Here is a 17,171-nt window from a genome sequence, read left to right as displayed (position 1 = left end):
GGAAGGCTGGCCAAAACAGAGCCCGGATCTTTCGATCCGGGCTTTTTCTTTGGGCTCATGCATCTCGTGCGGCAGGCGCCGCGTCAGGTGCAGGGATGGCGCAGGCCGTCATAGCCGAGATAGGTGCCGCTGGCGGGATCGAACGAGCGATAGCGCTGGGCGCAATAGGCCGCCCAATTGCCCGGAGGCGGGGCGGAATTGGCGGCATTGGCCGCGCTCGCCGCCGCAGCGCCGAGCATCACACCGCCCACGACGCCGGCCGCGACTGCCGCGCCATTGTTGTTACAGCCACCCCAGCCGCAATTGCGGTAGCCATAGCCATAGCGCGGGCCACCCCAACCGGGTCCATAGCCCGGACCGCCCCAGCCGGGGCCGCCACCGCGCCACTGCACATTCGTGACCGGGGATTCGCCCGCGATTCCGATCGAAGCGGGGCGCAGCGGCTGCGCCTGGGCGCCGGAAACCGCAAGGGCCGCGGTGAGACCCGCGGCAGCGAGCAGAGAGAGGGATTTACGCATCGGGTGCTTCTCCTTTGGGAAGGAAACGCCCGGGGAGCCGAAAAGGTCGCCGCCCTCACGCGTGTGTGAAGGCGGCGTGCCGGATCGGGACAGTCGCTGCCCGATCGGAGCCCGCCTCACGGGCAGGGATGGCGCCGCCCGTCATAGCCGAGGAAGGTGCCGCTGCGCGGATCGTAGGAGCGATAGCGCTGCGAGCAATAGGCCACCCAATTGGTGCCCGGGGGCGGGCCCTGGTTGGCGGCAAGGGCCGCTGTTGAGCCGATCACGACGCCGGTCGCGACCGCGCCGCCATAGCCCCAGCCCGGACCCCATCCGGGGCCCCAGCCACCACCCCAGCCCCAGCCGGGCCCATAGACCGGCGCATAGCCCCAGCCGGGACCCCAGCCGACCGGCCGATTCCATCCGGGACCCCAGCCGGGGCGGTTCCAGCCCGGGCCCCAGCCTGGCCGTCCGGCCCAGCCGGGTCCACCCCATCCTGGGCGGCCTGCCCATCCCGGGCGACCGCCCCATCCGGGGCGTCCTGCCCAGCCACCGCCGCCCCATCCGGGGCGACCGCCCCAGCCGGGCCTGCCACCCCAGCCGCGGCGATATTGAACCTGTTCGATGGGGAAAGCGGCGGTGCCGGCGGCCTTCGCGCTCAGGGGCTGCATGGCCCCGAGCCGCAAGGCCTGTGCGCTCGCCGGCGCCATACTGAACCCAAGGCCCGCCACCGCGAGGGCGGCGGTGAAGACTGAAACACGCAAAGGCGTCCGCATCGTCATCTCCTGCCCGGATCCCGCCGGGCGCAAGGCACGAGGCCCCTAGCCTCAATTTAGCAACAAAGCAGAGCGAACGGGCGCAATGATGGCGGCTTAAGCCTTGGCGGGCGGGCAAATGTGTTGCAGTGCGGTGTTTTGCGAAGGGAGCCGGCTTGCGTTTCGCGTGACAGTCCTGTAACGAGTGCGGCCTTCGAACCGGCCGGCGACAAGGGCTGCCGTGTTGGTTCTTATCGCTCATATCAACAAAAGGCTGAATGCCCCGTGCGGCAACGTGCGGCGGATGGCGGTCACGGAGAGCAAAATGCCCAAGATGAAGACCAAGTCGGGAGCGAAGAAACGCTTCCGTCTGACGGGTACCGGGAAAGTTATCGCCTCCCAGGCCGGCAAGCGGCACGGGATGATCAAGCGGACCAATGCCCAGATCCGCAACCAGCGCGGCACCACCATCCTCTGCGAGAGCGATGGACGGGTGATCCGCAAGTCGTTCCTGCCGAACGGCTGACGCACTGCGATCTGAAGGAGATCATCCATGGCCCGCGTGAAACGTGGCGTAACTTCCCACGCCAAGCATAAAAAGGTCTTTGAAGCCGCCAAGGGCTTCTATGGCCGTCGTAAGAATACCATCCGCGCTGCCAAGTCGGCCGTCGAACGGTCGATGCAGTATGCCTACCGCGACCGCAAGGTGAAGAAGCGCACGTTCCGCGCGCTCTGGATCCAGCGCATCAACGCCGGCGTGCGCGAACTCGACCTCGGCCTCACCTATGGCGGCTTTATCAACGGTCTCGCGAAGGCGGGGATCGAAGTGGACCGCAAGGTGCTCTCGGATATCGCCATCCACGAGCCCGAGGCGTTCAAGGCCCTGGTGGAAAAGGCCAAGGCCGCCTTGGCCTGAGCCTTACTCCGGCGCGACCCGCCCGACCGAGACTGACAAGCCCCGCACGGAGATCCGTTCGGGGCTTTTCGCTTTGCGCGGGACGCGTCTATAACCGGCGCCGAATTCATCCCGTCCCGGCCGGGCGTCAACCGGCCGTCCACGCGACTCCGCCAGCGCCCGCCTCTCGGGGCCACGCCGGCGGACCGGCGCGGATCCTCCCGGGCCACGCCGGGGGATGACGGCACACCACTTGGCTGCATCTGAAGGCCCGACCCATGTCCGAGCTCGTTTTGACCGATCATCCCGGCCTCGATGCCCTGGAGCGTGAGGTCTCCGCCGGGATTCTCGCGGCAGGCGACGAAGCCGCGCTGGAAGCGGTGCGCATCGCCGCCCTCGGCAAGAAGGGCAGCGTCTCCGAACTGCTGAAATCGCTCGGCGGCATGACGCCGGACGAGCGCAAGACCATGGGTCCGGCCATCAACGGCCTGCGCGACCGGGTGCAGGGGCTGCTCGCCGTGCGCAAGGAAGCGCTGAAGGCCGCCGCCCTCGAAGCGCGCCTCGCCACCGAGCGGGTGGACGTGAGCCTGCCGGTGCGCGAGCCGCGCGCCGAGATCGGCCGCGTGCATCCCATCACCCAGGTCACCGAGGAACTGACCGCGATCTTCGCCGACATGGGCTTCTCGGTGGCGGAAGGGCCGGACATCGAGACCGACTTCTATAATTTCACCGCGCTGAACTTCCCCGCAGGCCATCCGGCGCGCGAGATGCACGACACCTTCTTCCTGCCGCCCAATGCCGAGGGCGAGCGCAAGGTGCTGCGCACCCACACCTCCCCGGTGCAGGTGCGGACCATGATGAGCAAGACCCCGCCCATCCGCGTCATCTGCCCCGGCCGCACCTATCGCTGCGACAGCGACCAGACCCATACCCCCATGTTCCACCAGGTGGAGGGGCTGGTGATCGACAAGGGCTCGCACATGGGCCACCTCAAGTGGATCCTGCAGGAATTCTGCAAGGCCTTCTTCGAGGTGGAGAATGTGACGATGCGCTTCCGCCCGTCCTTCTTCCCCTTCACCGAGCCGAGCATGGAAGTGGACATCCAGTGCGACCGCTCGCGCCCCGGCGAGATCCGCTTCGGCGAGGGCAATGACTGGCTGGAGATCCTGGGCTGCGGCATGGTGCATCCCAACGTGTTGCGCAATTGCGGGATCGATCCGGACGTCTACCAGGGCTTCGCCTGGGGCATGGGCATCGACCGCATCGCCATGCTGAAATACGGCATGAGCGACCTGCGCGCCTTCTTCGAGGCGGACGTGCGCTGGCTCTCCCACTACGGCTTCCGCCCGCTGGACTTCCCGACCCTGGCTGGTGGGTTGAGCGCGTAACGCTCCCCTCAATGCCTCGCCGGTGTTCGTCCTAACATGCCCTCTTCCCTCCCTCCTCGGCCGTGACGTCTGGGTGAGGGACACTGGAACAGACCGATGAAATTCACCTTCTCCTGGCTCCAAGAGCATCTTGAACCCACGGCCTCCTTCGAGGAGATCGTCGATCGCCTCTCCCTGATCGGCCTCGAAGTGGAGGGCGTGGAGGACAAGGCGAAGGCGCTGGCGCCGTTCGTGGTGGGCGAGGTGCTCACCGCGCAGAAGCATCCCAATGCCGACAAGCTGAAGGTCTGCACCGTCTCTATTGGCAAAGGGGACCCGATCCAGGTGGTTTGCGGCGCGCCCAACGCCCGCGCCGGCCTCAAGACCGTGTTCGCCGCGCCGGGCACCATCATTCCGGCCACCGGCACCGAGCTGAAGATCGGCAAGATCCGCGACGTGGAAAGCCGCGGCATGCTGTGCTCGGCGCGCGAGATGGGCCTGTCGGAAGAGCATGACGGCATCATGGAATTGCCGGAAGACGCGCCGGTGGGCGCGCCGTTCGCGCAGGTGCTGGGCCTGAACGACCCGGTGGTGGAAATCGCCGTCACCCCCAATCGCGCCGACTGCCTCGGCGTGTCGGGCGTCGCCCGCGACCTGGCAGCTGCCGGGCTTGGCGAGCTGCTCGCCCCCCGCATCGCTCCGGTGGAGGGCAAGTTCCCCGCGCCGGTGAATGTGACGCTGGATTTTGGCGAGACACCGTCGCTCTGCCCGGCCTTCGCGGTGCGGGTGATCCGGGGCGTGAAGAACGGCCCCTCGCCTGACTGGATGCAGGAAAAGCTGCGCGCCATCGGCCTTCGGCCCATCAATGCTTTGGTGGACGTGACGAATTTCCTCACCTTCGACCGCAACCGGCCGCTGCACGTGTTCGACCTGAACAAGGTGAAGGGCGATCTCGTGGTGCGCCGCGCCAAGGCGGGCGAGACCCTGCTGGCGCTCGACGGGAAGACCTACACGCTCGACGAGAGCATGTGCGTGATCGCCGACGACAAGGGCGTTGAGAGCATCGCCGGCGTCATGGGCGGCGAGGAGAGCGGCTGCGACGAGACGACCACCGACGTGGTGATCGAGAGCGCGCTCTGGGACCCCATCAACATCGCCCAGACCGGACGCAAGCTGGGGCTGAATTCGGACGCCCGGTTCCGCTTCGAGCGCGGCATCGACCCCGCCTTCACCGTGCCGGGGCTCGACCTCGCCACCCACATCATCCTCGACATCTGCGGCGGCGAACCCTCCGAGATGGTGCTGGCCGGCGCGATCCCGGACACCACGCGCACCATCGATTTCCCGCTCAGCGAGGTGAAGCGCCTCTCGGGCCTTGAGGCGAGCGAAGACGAAATCCGCGACGTGCTCACCCGTCTCGGCTTTGCGGTTTCGGGCGCGGCGCCGATGGTGCAGGTGGTGCCGCCCTCCTGGCGCGCCGATATCGAGGGCAAGGCCGATCTGGTGGAAGAAGTGGTGCGCATCCTGGGCCTCGCCCGCGTGCCTGCCACCGAATTCCCCCGCGCCGACGACGCCCGCCGTCCCGTCCTGACCCCGCTGCAATTGCGCGTGCGCAAGGCGCGCCGGGCGCTCGCCGCGCGCGGCATGGTGGAGGCGGTGACTTGGTCGTTCGTCTCCAAGGAACAGGCGGAACTGTTCGGCGGCGGCGCGGCGGAACTGGCCTTGTCCAATCCCATCGCGTCCGACCTCTCCGACATGCGGCCGAGCCTGCTGCCCGGCCTCATCCGCTCGGCCCAGGCCAATGCGGACCGGGGCTATGGCGATGTGGCCCTGTTCGAAGTGGGACAGGTGTTCGCCGGCGATCAGCCGAAGGACCAGCGCATGGCCGCCACCGGTCTGCGCCGGGCCACGGCCAAGCCGGAGGGTGCCGGGCGTCACTGGGCCGGGGCTGCGAAGAGCGTGGACGCCTTCGACGCCAAGGCCGATGCCCTGGCGGCGCTCGCGGCGGTGGGCGCGCCGGTCGCCAACCTCCAGGTCACGACAGATGCGCCCGGCTGGTATCATCCGGGGCGTTCGGCGAGCCTGCGGCTCGGCTCGAATGTGCTCGCGACCTTCGGCGAACTACACCCGCGGGTGCTGGAAGCGCTGGATGTAAGCGGACCGCTGGTGGCGTTCGAAATCATTCTCGACCGTGTGCCCGAGGCCAAGGCCAAGCCCACCAAGGTGAAGCCGCCGCTCGATCTGTCCGCCTTCCAGCCGGTGCGGCGCGATTTCGCCTTCCTGGTGGATCGCACCGTGGCGGCGGGGGATATCCTGCGGGCCGCCCAGGGCGTGGACAAGAAGCTGATCACCGACGCCTCGGTGTTCGACGTCTATGAGGGCGTCGGCATCGAGGATGGGAAGAAGTCGGTCGCCATCGAGATCACGCTCCAGCCGCGCGAGCGCACGCTCACCGACGTGGAGATCGAGGCCGTGGCGGCGAAGATCGTTGCCGACGTGGCGAAGAAGACCGGCGCCAGCCTGCGCGGGTAGGATCGGGATCGGCAGCCGGGGAGGGTCGGACGGGGATTGCCGCCCGTCCGTAGGTCCCTGTTTGCCTTTTCGCGGTTCGTGCAAGGGCGTCGCCGGAACGCCTTGCCGCGCGGACCGCGCGCAGCTTACCTTTCTCAGGCTATGGAGCGGAGGACGGAATGGGTGCGGCCGGAGGCTGTCTGTGCGGCGGCGTGCGTTACGAGATCCGCGGCGATCTCACCCAGCCCGTGGCCTGTCATTGCGCGCAATGTGCGCGCACCAGCGGCCATTTCGCGGCCATGACCTGCTGCAAGAGCGAGGATCTCACCCTCATCGCATCCGAAACCCTGGTGTGGTTTCGATCCTCCGCCGCCGTCGCGCGCGGTTTTTGCGCGCGCTGTGGAGGAAACCTGTTCTGGCGGGAGGACCCCGGCACGGAGACCTATGTCACCGTGGGCACGCTTGATCGGCCCACCGGGCTGAAGCTGGCCGGACATATCTATGTCGGGTCGAAATCGGATTATTACGAACTGGGCGACGGCCTGCCGCAAAAGCAGGAATGGTAGCTCAGCCGGGCTGAGCGCGGCGCCGTCGCTTATTGGGAAATGCTCGCCGCGCCCATGACGCCCAGCACCCGCAGGGCCTGCGTCGCCGCGCGCTCGCCGGAAAGCCAGGCGCCGTTCACCGTGCCCCACAGCGTCTCGTGGGCATGTTCGCCGGCGAACATCAGCCGGCCGTTGACCACCTCCGTGAAGGCGCGGCGCAGATTGCCGCTGCCGGGCAGGGCGCAGGAGAAGGCGCCCAGCGCCAGCGGCTCCTTGGTCCAGCGGGTGTGGTGCACCTTGCCGACGCGCGCCGCGACATCGGCGCCGAACTCGCGGGTGAGCGCCTCCTTCAGGAAGGCGGCGCCGGATGTTGCCGGGCCGTCGGCCAGCTCTTGGGCGAACTTGCCGCCCACCTCCAGCATATGCAGGTCGCTGCCGCCCATGCGGGCGACGAGCGCGAAGGTGCGCGGGCCGTCCGCCTTCACATGCACGGTCTCGTCGGGCGAGAGGCGCAGCGGATTGCCGGGGAGCTCGAAGGCGATATGGTCGTATGCGCCGAGCGTGATGCGCTCCACGGCGCTGCGATAGCGCAGCGGCAGGCCGGGATTGACGCGGATCTTACCCGCGAGCAGCAGGCTGGGCGGCACGGCGAGGATCACCGCGCGGCCGGAGAGCGTGCCCTTGTTGGTGGAGACCTGCACCAGCCGCCCGCCCATGTCGACGCTGGCGGCTGTGGTCTCGAACCGCACCGAGAGGCCCTCGGCCATCTTCGCCACCAGCGCGCCATAGCCCTGGCGGCAGAACAGATCCTCGCCGCGCTCCTCGGAGCGGGAGAAATCCACGCTCGACACCTGGTCGAGATCCTTGGCGCAGCTGAACGGCCCGGCGACGAAGGCGGCGCTCGGTCCCCATATGCCGAGGTCGGGCAGCACCCGCGAGGCGGCGAAGTCGCGCCCCGCATCGCCCGCGGCGCCGATCGCCCGCTCGCCCCGCCGCACGGCGGAGACGAAATCCTCATAATCGCTTTGGGACGCCTCGCGTCCCTTGATATAGAGCCGCGCGCCCTGTGGCGGGGCATAGAGATCGAACCCCGCCTGCGCGCCGAGTTCGGCAAGCGGATTGTTGTCGGGGGCGTGCAGCCAGTGGGCGCCGCGGTCGAACGGCACGCCGAACAGGCTGGTATCCGTGAAGGCGCGCCCACCGACGCGCTTGCTCGCCTCGATCAGGGCGTAGCTGCGCCCGGCGGCGGCGACCTTGCGCGCGGCGGAAATGCCGGCCGCGCCGGCGCCGATGATGACCACGTCCACTTGCCCGGAGGCCGGCACCTGCCCGAGCGCGCGGGCGGCGCCAAGCGGCGCCACGGCCAAGGCGGAGGCTCCGGCGATGAAGGTCCGGCGGGTCATGGGGGAGGGGGGCGGTCTGCGTATCACGATGGGGCGGACGCTAGCATGGCGCGGCGCGCCGCGCGACCGGGCCGGCCCGGCGCGGGCCTGAGGCGGCGATCAAATCTTGCGGGCCGGGGGGGCGCCCGCTCAATTCTTGCGCTCGGCGACAAAGCGCGCCGCCTCCGCCAGGATCGCGCCGCGTGCGCCGAAGGGGGCGAGCGCGTCTTGTGCTTCGCCGACCAGTTCCCCCAGAAGGTCGCGCGCCGCGTCCACCCCGAGGCTCGCCACCAGGGTTGCCTTGCCGGCGGTCACATCCTTGCCGGCGGTCTTGCCGAGGTCGGCGGTGCTGCCCTCGATGTCGAGAATGTCGTCGGCGATCTGGAACGCCGCCCCGAGCGCGCGGCCATAAGCGGCGAGCGCCGCGCGCTCCTCGCTCGTCGCACCGCCGAGCAGCGCGCCCGCATCCACCGAGACCGCGAGCAGGGCGCCGGTCTTCATGGCCTGGAGATCGCGAATTTCCGCCATGGAGAGGGCCAGCGGCACATGGTCGGCGAACCGGCCCTCGGCGGCGAGGTCGAGCATCTGCCCGCCCACCATGCCGCCCATGCCCGCGGCCCGCGCCAGGGCGGACACGAGCGCGATGCGCACCTTCGCGTCGGGATGGGCATCCTCCCCGGCGAGCAGGTCGAAGGCGAGGGTCAGCAGCGCATCGCCGGCCAGGATGGCAGTGGCTTCGCCATAAGCCACATGGACCGTGGGCCGGCCGCGCCGCAGCACGTCATTGTCCATGGCGGGCAGATCGTCGTGGACCAGGGAATAGCAATGCACGCATTCCACGGCCGCAGCGGCGGTCACCGCCGCATCCGGCGCGAGGCCGAACAGGGCGGCCGTCTCGATGACGAGGAACGGCCGCAGGCGCTTGCCGCCGTCGAGGCTGCCGTGGCGGATCGCCTGCATCAGGCGCTGCGGGCGGAGCCGTTCGCCGGGAAGCGGGGCATCGGCAAGGGCGCGTTCGAGCCGCGCCTGGGTCAGGGCGGCTGCAGCTTCGAGGCGGGCGGGGAGGGATAGGGACACCGGGCGGGCCTTCGGGCTGGAGCGCGTCGGGGAAGCGCGCGGTTGACGCGCTCCTCCCGGTGCCCCAACCAGAGCGGGCGGTCAAGCCGCAGGCGGAACCGAAGCTCGACCTTCGCACTTACCATACGTTCTTCTCTCGCCCCGCGGAGCGGCCATGTCCCTGTTCAGGCGGTTCGTGATCCTGGTGCTGGTGCTGGCCCTCGTCCCGTTCGTGCTCTCGGTGCTGTATAATGTGGTGAACCCGGTCTCCACCCTGATGCTGGGCCGCTGGCTCACGGGGCAGAGGGTGGAGCGCATCTGGACCCCCATCGCCGACATGGCGCCGATCCTGCCGCGCACCGTCATCGCCTCGGAGGATGCGCGCTTCTGCCGGCATTGGGGCGTGGACATCACCGAGATCCAGGCGGCCATCTCCCGCGCCGATGACGAGATCGAGGACGCGCGCGGCGCCTCCACCATCCCCATGCAGGTGGCGAAGAACCTGTTCCTGTGGCCCGGCCGCTCGTTCGTGCGTAAGGCGATGGAACTGCCGCTGGCGCTGTGGCTCGATCTGGTGCTGAGCAAAAGGCGGCTGATGGAGATCTATCTCAACATCGCCGAATGGGGGCCGGACGGGGAGTTCGGCGTGGAAGCCGGCGCCCGCCGCGCCTTCGACAAGGGCACGGCCAGCCTGACCGCGGAGCAGGCGGCCCTGCTGGCTGTGATGCTGCCGAACCCGCATCGGCGCGATGCCGGCAAGCCCACCACCGGGGTGCGGCGGCTTGCGGCGCGGCTGCAAGGGCGGGTGGTGTCGGAGGGGCCGGAGATCGTTTCCTGCCTCGGCCTGCGTGGCTAAGCCAGTGCGCGCCGGTGCGAAATCCGCCGCCGGCCTTGATTGCGCCGTGCCGGCTCTGCAAAAGGGGAGCGGAAACGAGGATCCGATGACTGAAAGCGCCGCAGCCGAAACCGCCGTTCGCCCCAAGATGAAGCCGGGCCTCAAGCTCGCCCTGGAACTCGGCCCCCTGGTGCTGTTCTTCATCGGCAATGCCTATGGCGGCATCTATGTGGCCACCGGCGTGTTCATGGTGGCGACCCTCGCCGCGCTCGCGGCCATGTGGGTGCTGGCGCGCCGCATCGCGGTGATGCCCCTGGTCTCGGCCGTGGTGGTGATGGTGTTCGGCACCCTGACCCTGGTGCTGCAGGACGATCATTTCATCAAGATGAAGCCGACCATGGTGAACGCCTTGTTCGGCGTTCTGCTGCTGGGCGGGTTGTTGTTCCGCAAGCCGCTGCTGCCTTATGTGTTGGACGGCATGGTGCGCCTGACCGACCAGGGCTGGCGCATCCTGACCCTGCGCTGGGGCGTGTTCTTCCTGTTGATGGCGGTGCTGAACGAACTGGTGTGGCGCAATTTTTCGACCGACACCTGGGTCAATTTCAAGACCTTCGGCTATCTCCCGCTGACGTTCCTGTTCGCGTTCGCCCAGGCGCCGCTGATGGCGCGGTGCGAGGACAAGAGCGCCCCTAAGGACTGACGGCGGCGTCCCGCCGGGCTCGCCGGTTCAGTCCGCCTTGCCTGAGAGCTTTGCGACCAGCGGCAGCAGCGTGGAGCGCACCGTCTCCTCGTTCAGCGGCCCGACGAATTTGTGCGCGATGGTGCCGTCCGGCGCCACCAGGAAGGTCTCGGGTACGCCATATACGCCCCAGTCGATGGCCACGCGCCCGTTGGGATCGACCCCGACCGCCGCGAACGGCAGGCCATATTGCCCCAGGAACCGGCGGGCATTGTCGGGCGCGTCCTTGTAATTGATGCCGATCACACGCAGCCGCTGATCCTTCGCGAGGCTCATGAGCAGCGGGTGCTCCTCCCGGCACGGCGCGCACCAGGAGGCCCAGACGTTCACCAGCGTGACGCGGCCCTTGAAGTCGGCCGAATCCAGCCCCGGCACCGGTGTACCGTCCTTCAGCAGGCCGGGCAGGGGCGGCAGGCCGAGGGTGGGCGCCGGCCGGCCCACCAGGGCGGAGGGGATCTGCGAGGGATCGCCGGCGAACAGGCGCACCAGGAACAGCGCGGCGAGCAGGCCGAAGGCCACCACCGGCAGCAGCACCAGCAGCGGGCGCCGCCGCTTGGCGGCCGGCGCGGCGGGACGGGGAGGCGTATCGCTCATGGCCGGCTCCGTTCCGAGCGCCGGCGCACGCCGCGCGCCTCGAGGTCCGCCAGGGCCTTGGCCTGGGCGCGATAGTCCAGCACCAGCCACAGCGTCAGCACGCCGAGCCCGAGTGCAGCCGCGCCGTAGGAGGCATAGATGAACAAGGCGTGCTGCATCAGGCCGCGGCCTCCGCGGCGGCGCGTGCTTCCAGCGCCTGCACCCGGCGGCGCAGGATTTCGGTCCGCATGGCGACCATGTGAAGCGTCAGGAACAGAAAGGTGAAGCCGAGCGCGCAGGTGAGCAGCGGCCACAGCAGGCTGCCGTCGATGGTGGAGCCGCCCATGCGGAACACCGAGGCCGGCTGGTGCAGGGTGTTCCACCAATCCACCGAGAATTTGACGATCGGCACATTGATGAAGCCCACCAGCGTGAGCACCGCCGCCGCCCGTCCCGCCCGGTTGGGCTCGTCGATGGCGGCGCGCAGAGCCATCAGGCCGAGATAGAGCAGGAACAGCACCAGCACCGAGGTGAGGCGGGCGTCCCACACCCAATAGGTGCCCCACATGGGCCGCCCCCACAGGGCGCCGGTGAGCAGGCACAGGAAGGTGAAGGTGGCGCCGATGGGCGCCGCGGCCTTGTGCGCCACGTCCGCCAGCGGGTGGCGCCACACCAATATGCCGAGCGAGGACGCCGCGAGCATGGAATAGCCGAACATGGAGAGCCATGCGAACGGCACGTGAATGTACATGATCCGCACCGTCTCGCCCTGCTGGTAGTCCGGCGGGGCGAGGAAGGCGAGGGTGAAGCCAAGCGCCAGGGCGAGCGCCGCCGCCCCCGCCGTCCAGGGAATGAGCCGGGCGGAGAGGGAGAGGAAGCGGGTCGGATTGGCGAAGTCGAGAAGCGCCATGGCTGGCGTTCTAGACCATCTCGCGGCGGCAGGGGAGCGCCCCGGACGCGCGATTGTGTGAAACGGGGTGCGGCGGAATGAGCAGGCCCGGCCTTGTCGCGGGCGTCAGGCGCCTTCCGGCACCGGCACGTCGAAGCCGTTGAGAATGACCGAGACCAGGCAATAGAGCCCGACCAGATAGATCAACTCGGCGGCGGCATATTCGCCGAACGTGTCCACCGCCTGTCGGTAGACCAGCTCCGGCAGGGTGCTGCCGCGCACCAGCGCCGAGGCGACGTCATAGGTCACGGCCTCCTCGCGGGTGAGATCCGCCGGGCGCTGGCCGGCGACGATGGTGGCGATCTTCTCGTCCGGCAGGCCGCGCGTCTCAGCCACCAGGATGTGGGCGTAAAGCTCGTAGGCTGAATGGAAATGGGCGCCGGTCACCAGGATCGCCACCTCGCGCACGGGCTTCGGCAGCGTGGGGCTGGAGGACATGGCCTTGGTCAGCTCCCACACCGGGCCGCCGAACTTGGGATAGTGCAGCCAGGGGTTCCAGGGGCCGATGAGCGCGCCGTCGTCGGCGATGGCCTTGAAGCCCTTGAAGCTGGTCTCGATGCCGGCGCGCATGTCGTCATAGAGCGGGCGCTGCTCTTGCGAGAGGTCGGCGGGGGCGGTGAGGGGCACGCGCATGGGGATATGCCTTCGATGCTGGGGTTGCCCAAGTAACGCAACTGGCCTTCGCTGCGCCGCATCACGATTCCTTCAGCGTATGACGCTGCCGTGTCGCCCGATCGCCCAGCTCAGCCGCGCGCCGCCCGCAGGGCCGCCGCCGCCGCCACCGGCCCCAGCACCAAAGCGAACAAGGTGAGGCCGATGAGGATGCGGAACGGCGTGCCGAACGGCACCGGGCCGGTCACCGCCGCGCCGGTGGCGGAAACGGCGAAGATCAGCACCGGGATCGCCAGCGGCAGCACCAGGACCGCGATCAGCAGTCCACCCCGGCGAAAGGCGCCGGCGAAGGCCGCGCCGATGAGGCCGAGCGCGGTGACCGCCGGCGTGCCCACCAGCAAGGTGAGAACCACCGCGCCGATCGCCGCCGGTTCCAGATTGAGCATGAGCGCCAGCACCGGCGCTGCCACCACGAGAGGCAGTCCGGTGGCGATCCAATGGGCAAGTCCCTTCGCCGCCGCCACCAGTTCGAGCGGCAAAGCGGAATGGGCCAGGGCATCGAGCGATCCGTCCTCCACGTCCGCCGCGAACAGGCGCTCGAGCCCGATGAGGCTGGCGAGCAGCGCGCCGATCCACAGGATGGCCGGGCCGATCCGCGCCAGCAGCACCATGTCCGGCCCAACCGCGAATGGCACGATGGTAATGACGGAGAGAAAGAACACGACGCCGAGCCCGGCTCCGCCGCCCGAGCGCAGGGCGAGCGCCATGTCGCGGCGCACCAGCGCCAAGAACGCCGCCATCATGCGCCGGCCTCCAGTTTCGGGCCGAGCTGAAGGGTGCCCACGCGGGGGCCGAAATCCAGCGGGGCGTGGGTCGCGGCCAGGATCGCCCCGCCCGAATCGAGATGCGCCCGGCCAAGTTCTGCGAACCGCGCCTGGGCATTCACGTCGAGCGCCGTGGTCGGCTCGTCCAGGATCCAGATGCGCCGGCGCGACACCAGGAGGCGGGCAATGGCGAGGCGGCGCTTCTGGCCGGCGGACAGAACCGCCACCGGCAGCCGCCCGAGGCCGCCCAAGCCCACCTCTTCCAGGGCCTCCGCGACCGGCAGGCCGGTGGCGCCGAGCATGGTGCGCCAGAAGGAAAGATTGTCGGCAACGCTCAAGGCGGCTTTCAGCGCATCGTCATGGCCCAGATAGTGCATCTCTTCCGTGTAGGGCCGTTCCGTTGCGCCCTCGGTCAGCGTGACGCGGCCGGATGTCGCGGCAAGAAGGCCGGCGACGATTCGCAGGAGGGAGGATTTTCCGGCGCCGTTGCGCCCCACCACCACCAAGGCGTGGCCGGCTCTTAGCTCAAAGTCGAGCTTGTCGAACAGCAGCCGCACGCCTCTTTGGCAGGACAGACCCTCGGCTTTCAGGACCGCGGCGGGAGCTTCCCCAGCGTGCGGGAATGGGCCTTGCGGGTGAATTTTGGATGCATCGCACATTGAACGTTCTTATCGCATGACCGCCGTTTGAAATCGCTCTATAAAGCGGCTGAACCGCACCCCTAGGTGGCCCGGCACCTCCTTAGCCCGGTCCTCTAGGCGTGTCGCGTCGGTCGATCATCGAACCGGAGAAAACGCGCCGTGACTTCTTCTTCCCTCGACAGCTTCCAGTGCCGCACCACCCTGACGGTGGATGACAAGGAATACACCTACTACAGCCTTGAAGCGGCCGAGAAGAACGGGCTCTCCGGCATCTCCCGCCTGCCTTTCTCCATGAAGGTGCTGCTGGAAAACCTGCTGCGCTACGAAGATGGCCGCTCGGTCACCAAGGAAGACGTGATCTCGATCGCCGACTGGCTGACCTCGCGCGGCAAGGCCGAGAAGGAAATCGCCTATCGACCCGCCCGCGTGCTGATGCAGGACTTCACCGGCGTGCCCGCCGTGGTGGATCTCGCCGCCATGCGCGACGCCATGGTGACCCTGGGCGGCGACCCGGCCAAGATCAACCCGCTGGTTCCCGTGGACCTCGTCATCGACCATTCGGTAATCGTCAACTTCTTCGGCACCGACAACGCCCTGAAGAAGAACGTGGACGAGGAATACAAGCAGAACCAGGAGCGCTACCGCTTCCTGAAATGGGGCCAGAGCGCGTTCGACAATTTCCGCGTCGTTCCCCCCGGCACCGGCATCTGCCACCAGGTGAACCTGGAATACCTCGCCCAGACGGTGTGGACCCGCAAGGAAGAGCTGAACGGCAAGACCGTCACGGTCGCCTATCCCGACACGCTGGTGGGCACCGACAGCCATACCACCATGGTGAACGGCCTCGGCGTGCTGGGCTGGGGCGTCGGCGGCATCGAGGCGGAAGCCGCCATGCTCGGCCAGCCGATCTCCATGCTGATCCCCGAAGTCATCGGCTTCAAGCTGGACGGCAAGCTCAAGGAAGGCATCACCGCCACCGACCTCGTGCTCACCGTCACCCAGATGCTCCGCAAGAAGGGCGTCGTGGGCAAGTTCGTGGAATTCTTCGGCCCCGGCCTGGAGCATCTCTCCCTCGCCGACCGCGCCACCATCGCCAATATGGCGCCGGAATATGGCGCCACCTGCGGCTTCTTCCCGGTGGACCGCGAGACCATCGACTATCTGGAAGAGACCGGCCGCAAGGAAAGCCGCGTGGAGCTGGTGGAAGCCTATTCCAAGGCCCAGGGCATGTGGCGCAACAAGAGCACGCTCGATCCCGTGTTCACTGACACGCTGGAACTCGACCTCGACACCGTGCTGCCCTCCATCGCCGGCCCCAAGCGCCCGCAGGACCGGGTGCTGCTGAGCGATGCCAAGGCCGGCTTCCTCGCCGCCCTCGAAGGCGAGTTCAAGAAGCCGGGCGAAGCCGCCAAGCGCGTGGATGTTGAAGGCGCCAATTTCACGGTCGGCCATGGCGACGTGGTGATCGCCGCCATCACCTCCTGCACCAACACCTCTAACCCGAGCGTGCTGATCGCAGCGGGCTTGCTCGCCAAGGCGGCGGTGAAGAAGGGTCTGAAGTCCAAGCCGTGGGTGAAGACCTCGCTCGCGCCGGGCTCCCAGGTGGTCGAAGGGTATCTGAAGGCCGCCGATCTGCAGGAATATCTCGACGCTCTCGGCTTCAATCTGGTCGGCTTCGGCTGCACCACCTGCATCGGCAATTCCGGTCCGCTGCCGGAGGCGATCTCCGAGGCGATCAACAAGAACGATCTGGTCGCCGGTGCCGTCATTTCCGGCAACCGCAACTTCGAAGGCCGCGTGAATCCGGATGTGAAGGCGAACTACCTCGCCTCGCCTCCGCTGGTGGTGGCCTATGCGCTGGCCGGCTCGCTTCAGGTCGATCTCGCGACCGAACCGCTGGGCGAGGACAAGGACGGCAATCCCGTCTATCTCAAGGACATCTGGCCCTCCAACAAGGAGATCGCCACTTATATCCGTGAGAACATCACCAAGAAGATGTTCAAGGAAAAATATTCCGACGTCTTCAAGGGCGACGCCCATTGGCAGAAGATCGCCATTCCCACCGGCCAGACCTATGCCTGGGAAGACGGTTCCACCTATGTGCAGAACCCGCCTTACTTCGTCGGCATCTCCTCGACGCCCGACCCGGTCACCGACATCGTCGATGCCCGCATCCTCGGCCTGTTCCTGGACAGCATCACCACCGACCACATCTCACCGGCGGGTTCCATCAAGCAGGCCTCGCCTGCGGGCCAGTACCTGATCGAGCATCAGGTGCGCCCGGTGGACTTCAACCAGTACGGCACCCGCCGCGGCAATCACGAAGTGATGATGCGCGGCACCTTCGCCAACATCCGCATCAAGAACCAGATGGTGCCCGGCGTCGAAGGCGGCGTGACCCTGCACCAGCCGGACGGCGCCCAGCTGCCGATCTATGACGCGGCCATGCAATATAAGGCCGAGGGCGTGCCGCTGGTGGTGTTCGCCGGCAAGGAATACGGCACCGGCTCCTCGCGTGATTGGGCGGCCAAGGGCACCAAGCTGCTCGGCATCCGCGCCGTGATCGCCCAGTCTTTCGAGCGCATCCATCGCTCGAACCTGGTGGGCATGGGCATCGTGCCGCTGGTGTTCGAAGAAGGCACCTCCTGGCAGACGCTGGGCCTGAAGGGCGATGAACTCATCACCCTGCGCGGCCTGGAAGGCGATCTGAAGCCTCGCCAGAAGATGACCCTGAACATCGCCTATGCCGACGGCCGGGTCACTCAGGTGGAGCTGATCTGCCGCATCGATACGCTGGACGAGCTGGATTATTTCCGCTCGGGCGGCATCCTGCCCTACGTGCTGCGCCACCTCGCGGCGTGAGGCATGGCGGCCCTGCCGCCATCAGCATTTGACATCCAGACAGCCGCTCGCGGATATCCGCGGGCGGCTTTCTCATTGCGGCAGCGGCGGCGCGTCTCACTGCGAATTGACTGGCATCAAAGACCTCG

18 protein-coding genes are annotated in these 17,171 nt (G+C 68.0%); 8 read left to right on the top strand and 10 right to left on the bottom strand.

What is annotated here, in order from left to right:
- Positions 1 to 83: 83 nt before the first annotated feature.
- Both V5F68_RS18445 and V5F68_RS18440 read right to left on the bottom strand, forming a co-directional pair.
- Entirely contained in the window at positions 84 to 518 is a 435-nt protein-coding gene (locus tag V5F68_RS18445) for a BA14K family protein (RefSeq protein WP_394015714.1), read from the bottom strand.
- Between the two features lie 116 nt (positions 519 to 634).
- Positions 635 to 1,273, bottom strand: a complete 639-nt coding sequence (locus V5F68_RS18440; RefSeq protein ID WP_394015715.1) for a BA14K family protein — start codon at positions 1,271 to 1,273, stop codon at positions 635 to 637.
- Between the two features lie 304 nt (positions 1,274 to 1,577).
- Here V5F68_RS18440 and rpmI point away from each other — a divergent pair, with 304 nt between their 5' ends.
- The 5 genes from rpmI to V5F68_RS18415 all read left to right on the top strand — a co-directional run bounded on the left by rpmI (position 1,578) and on the right by V5F68_RS18415 (position 6,591).
- The gene (gene rpmI, locus V5F68_RS18435; protein WP_348844568.1) at positions 1,578 to 1,778 is read left to right on the top strand and encodes a 50S ribosomal protein L35; all 201 of its coding nucleotides are present in this window, start codon (positions 1,578 to 1,580) and stop codon (positions 1,776 to 1,778) included.
- A gap of 27 nt (positions 1,779 to 1,805) precedes the next feature.
- Entirely contained in the window at positions 1,806 to 2,168 is a 363-nt protein-coding gene (rplT, locus tag V5F68_RS18430; RefSeq protein ID WP_348843985.1) for a 50S ribosomal protein L20, read from the top strand.
- A gap of 257 nt (positions 2,169 to 2,425) precedes the next feature.
- On the top strand, positions 2,426 to 3,535 hold the full coding sequence (pheS, locus tag V5F68_RS18425) for a phenylalanine--tRNA ligase subunit alpha (RefSeq protein ID WP_394015716.1): 1,110 nt from the start codon (positions 2,426 to 2,428) through the stop codon (positions 3,533 to 3,535).
- Positions 3,536 to 3,631: 96 nt separating this feature from the next.
- On the top strand, positions 3,632 to 6,046 hold the full coding sequence (gene pheT / locus V5F68_RS18420; protein ID WP_394015717.1) for a phenylalanine--tRNA ligase subunit beta: 2,415 nt from the start codon (positions 3,632 to 3,634) through the stop codon (positions 6,044 to 6,046).
- Positions 6,047 to 6,204: 158 nt separating this feature from the next.
- A complete protein-coding gene (locus V5F68_RS18415) occupies positions 6,205 to 6,591 on the top strand; it encodes a GFA family protein (RefSeq protein ID WP_394015718.1) in 387 nt (128 codons plus the stop codon).
- A 29-nt stretch (positions 6,592 to 6,620) separates the two neighbouring features.
- On the opposite strand, the gene V5F68_RS18410 is transcribed toward V5F68_RS18415, so the two are convergent.
- The gene (locus V5F68_RS18410) at positions 6,621 to 7,973 is read right to left on the bottom strand and encodes a flavin monoamine oxidase family protein (RefSeq protein WP_394015719.1); all 1,353 of its coding nucleotides are present in this window, start codon (positions 7,971 to 7,973) and stop codon (positions 6,621 to 6,623) included.
- A 129-nt stretch (positions 7,974 to 8,102) separates the two neighbouring features.
- Entirely contained in the window at positions 8,103 to 9,029 is a 927-nt protein-coding gene (locus V5F68_RS18405) for a polyprenyl synthetase family protein (protein ID WP_394015720.1), read from the bottom strand.
- A gap of 154 nt (positions 9,030 to 9,183) precedes the next feature.
- On the opposite strand from V5F68_RS18405, the gene mtgA reads away from it, so the two are divergent.
- Together mtgA and V5F68_RS18395 are read left to right on the top strand one after the other, a co-directional pair.
- Positions 9,184 to 9,864: a monofunctional biosynthetic peptidoglycan transglycosylase gene (mtgA, locus tag V5F68_RS18400; RefSeq protein WP_394015721.1), complete on the top strand. Its 681-nt coding sequence runs from the start codon at positions 9,184 to 9,186 to the stop codon at positions 9,862 to 9,864.
- Between the two features lie 85 nt (positions 9,865 to 9,949).
- Positions 9,950 to 10,543, top strand: a complete 594-nt coding sequence (locus V5F68_RS18395) for a septation protein A (RefSeq protein ID WP_394015722.1) — start codon at positions 9,950 to 9,952, stop codon at positions 10,541 to 10,543.
- Between the two features lie 27 nt (positions 10,544 to 10,570).
- Here the strand turns inward: V5F68_RS18395 and V5F68_RS18390 are convergent, their stop codons facing one another.
- From V5F68_RS18390 to ccmA, 6 genes are all read right to left on the bottom strand, one after another.
- Positions 10,571 to 11,176, bottom strand: coding sequence for a DsbE family thiol:disulfide interchange protein (locus tag V5F68_RS18390; RefSeq protein WP_394015723.1), 606 nt, complete (start codon positions 11,174 to 11,176; stop codon positions 10,571 to 10,573).
- Positions 11,173 to 11,334 carry a heme exporter protein CcmD gene (gene ccmD, locus V5F68_RS18385; protein ID WP_394015724.1) on the bottom strand — a complete coding sequence of 54 codons (162 nt, stop codon included), beginning with the start codon at positions 11,332 to 11,334 and terminating at the stop codon, positions 11,173 to 11,175. Before ccmD ends, V5F68_RS18390 begins: the two co-directional genes overlap by 4 nt.
- Positions 11,334 to 12,065, bottom strand: a complete 732-nt coding sequence (locus V5F68_RS18380) for a heme ABC transporter permease (protein ID WP_394015725.1) — start codon at positions 12,063 to 12,065, stop codon at positions 11,334 to 11,336. Before V5F68_RS18380 ends, ccmD begins: the two co-directional genes overlap by 1 nt.
- Positions 12,066 to 12,170: 105 nt before the next feature.
- A complete protein-coding gene (locus tag V5F68_RS18375; protein WP_394015726.1) occupies positions 12,171 to 12,737 on the bottom strand; it encodes a carboxymuconolactone decarboxylase family protein in 567 nt (188 codons plus the stop codon).
- A gap of 110 nt (positions 12,738 to 12,847) precedes the next feature.
- Positions 12,848 to 13,516, bottom strand: coding sequence for a heme exporter protein CcmB (gene ccmB / locus V5F68_RS18370; protein WP_394015787.1), 669 nt, complete (start codon positions 13,514 to 13,516; stop codon positions 12,848 to 12,850).
- Entirely contained in the window at positions 13,516 to 14,097 is a 582-nt protein-coding gene (gene ccmA / locus V5F68_RS18365) for a heme ABC exporter ATP-binding protein CcmA (protein WP_509274545.1), read from the bottom strand. Before ccmA ends, ccmB begins: the two co-directional genes overlap by 1 nt.
- A gap of 243 nt (positions 14,098 to 14,340) precedes the next feature.
- Here ccmA and acnA point away from each other — a divergent pair, with 243 nt between their 5' ends.
- Entirely contained in the window at positions 14,341 to 17,043 is a 2,703-nt protein-coding gene (gene acnA / locus V5F68_RS18360) for an aconitate hydratase AcnA (protein WP_394015727.1), read from the top strand.
- Positions 17,044 to 17,171: the final 128 nt, after the last annotated feature.

Source organism: Roseixanthobacter pseudopolyaromaticivorans (assembly GCF_043195145.2).
Lineage (GTDB): Bacteria > Pseudomonadota > Alphaproteobacteria > Rhizobiales > Xanthobacteraceae > NCEH01.
Note: the sequence above shows the minus strand (reverse complement) of the source record. Positions and strands in the feature narration are given on the sequence as shown.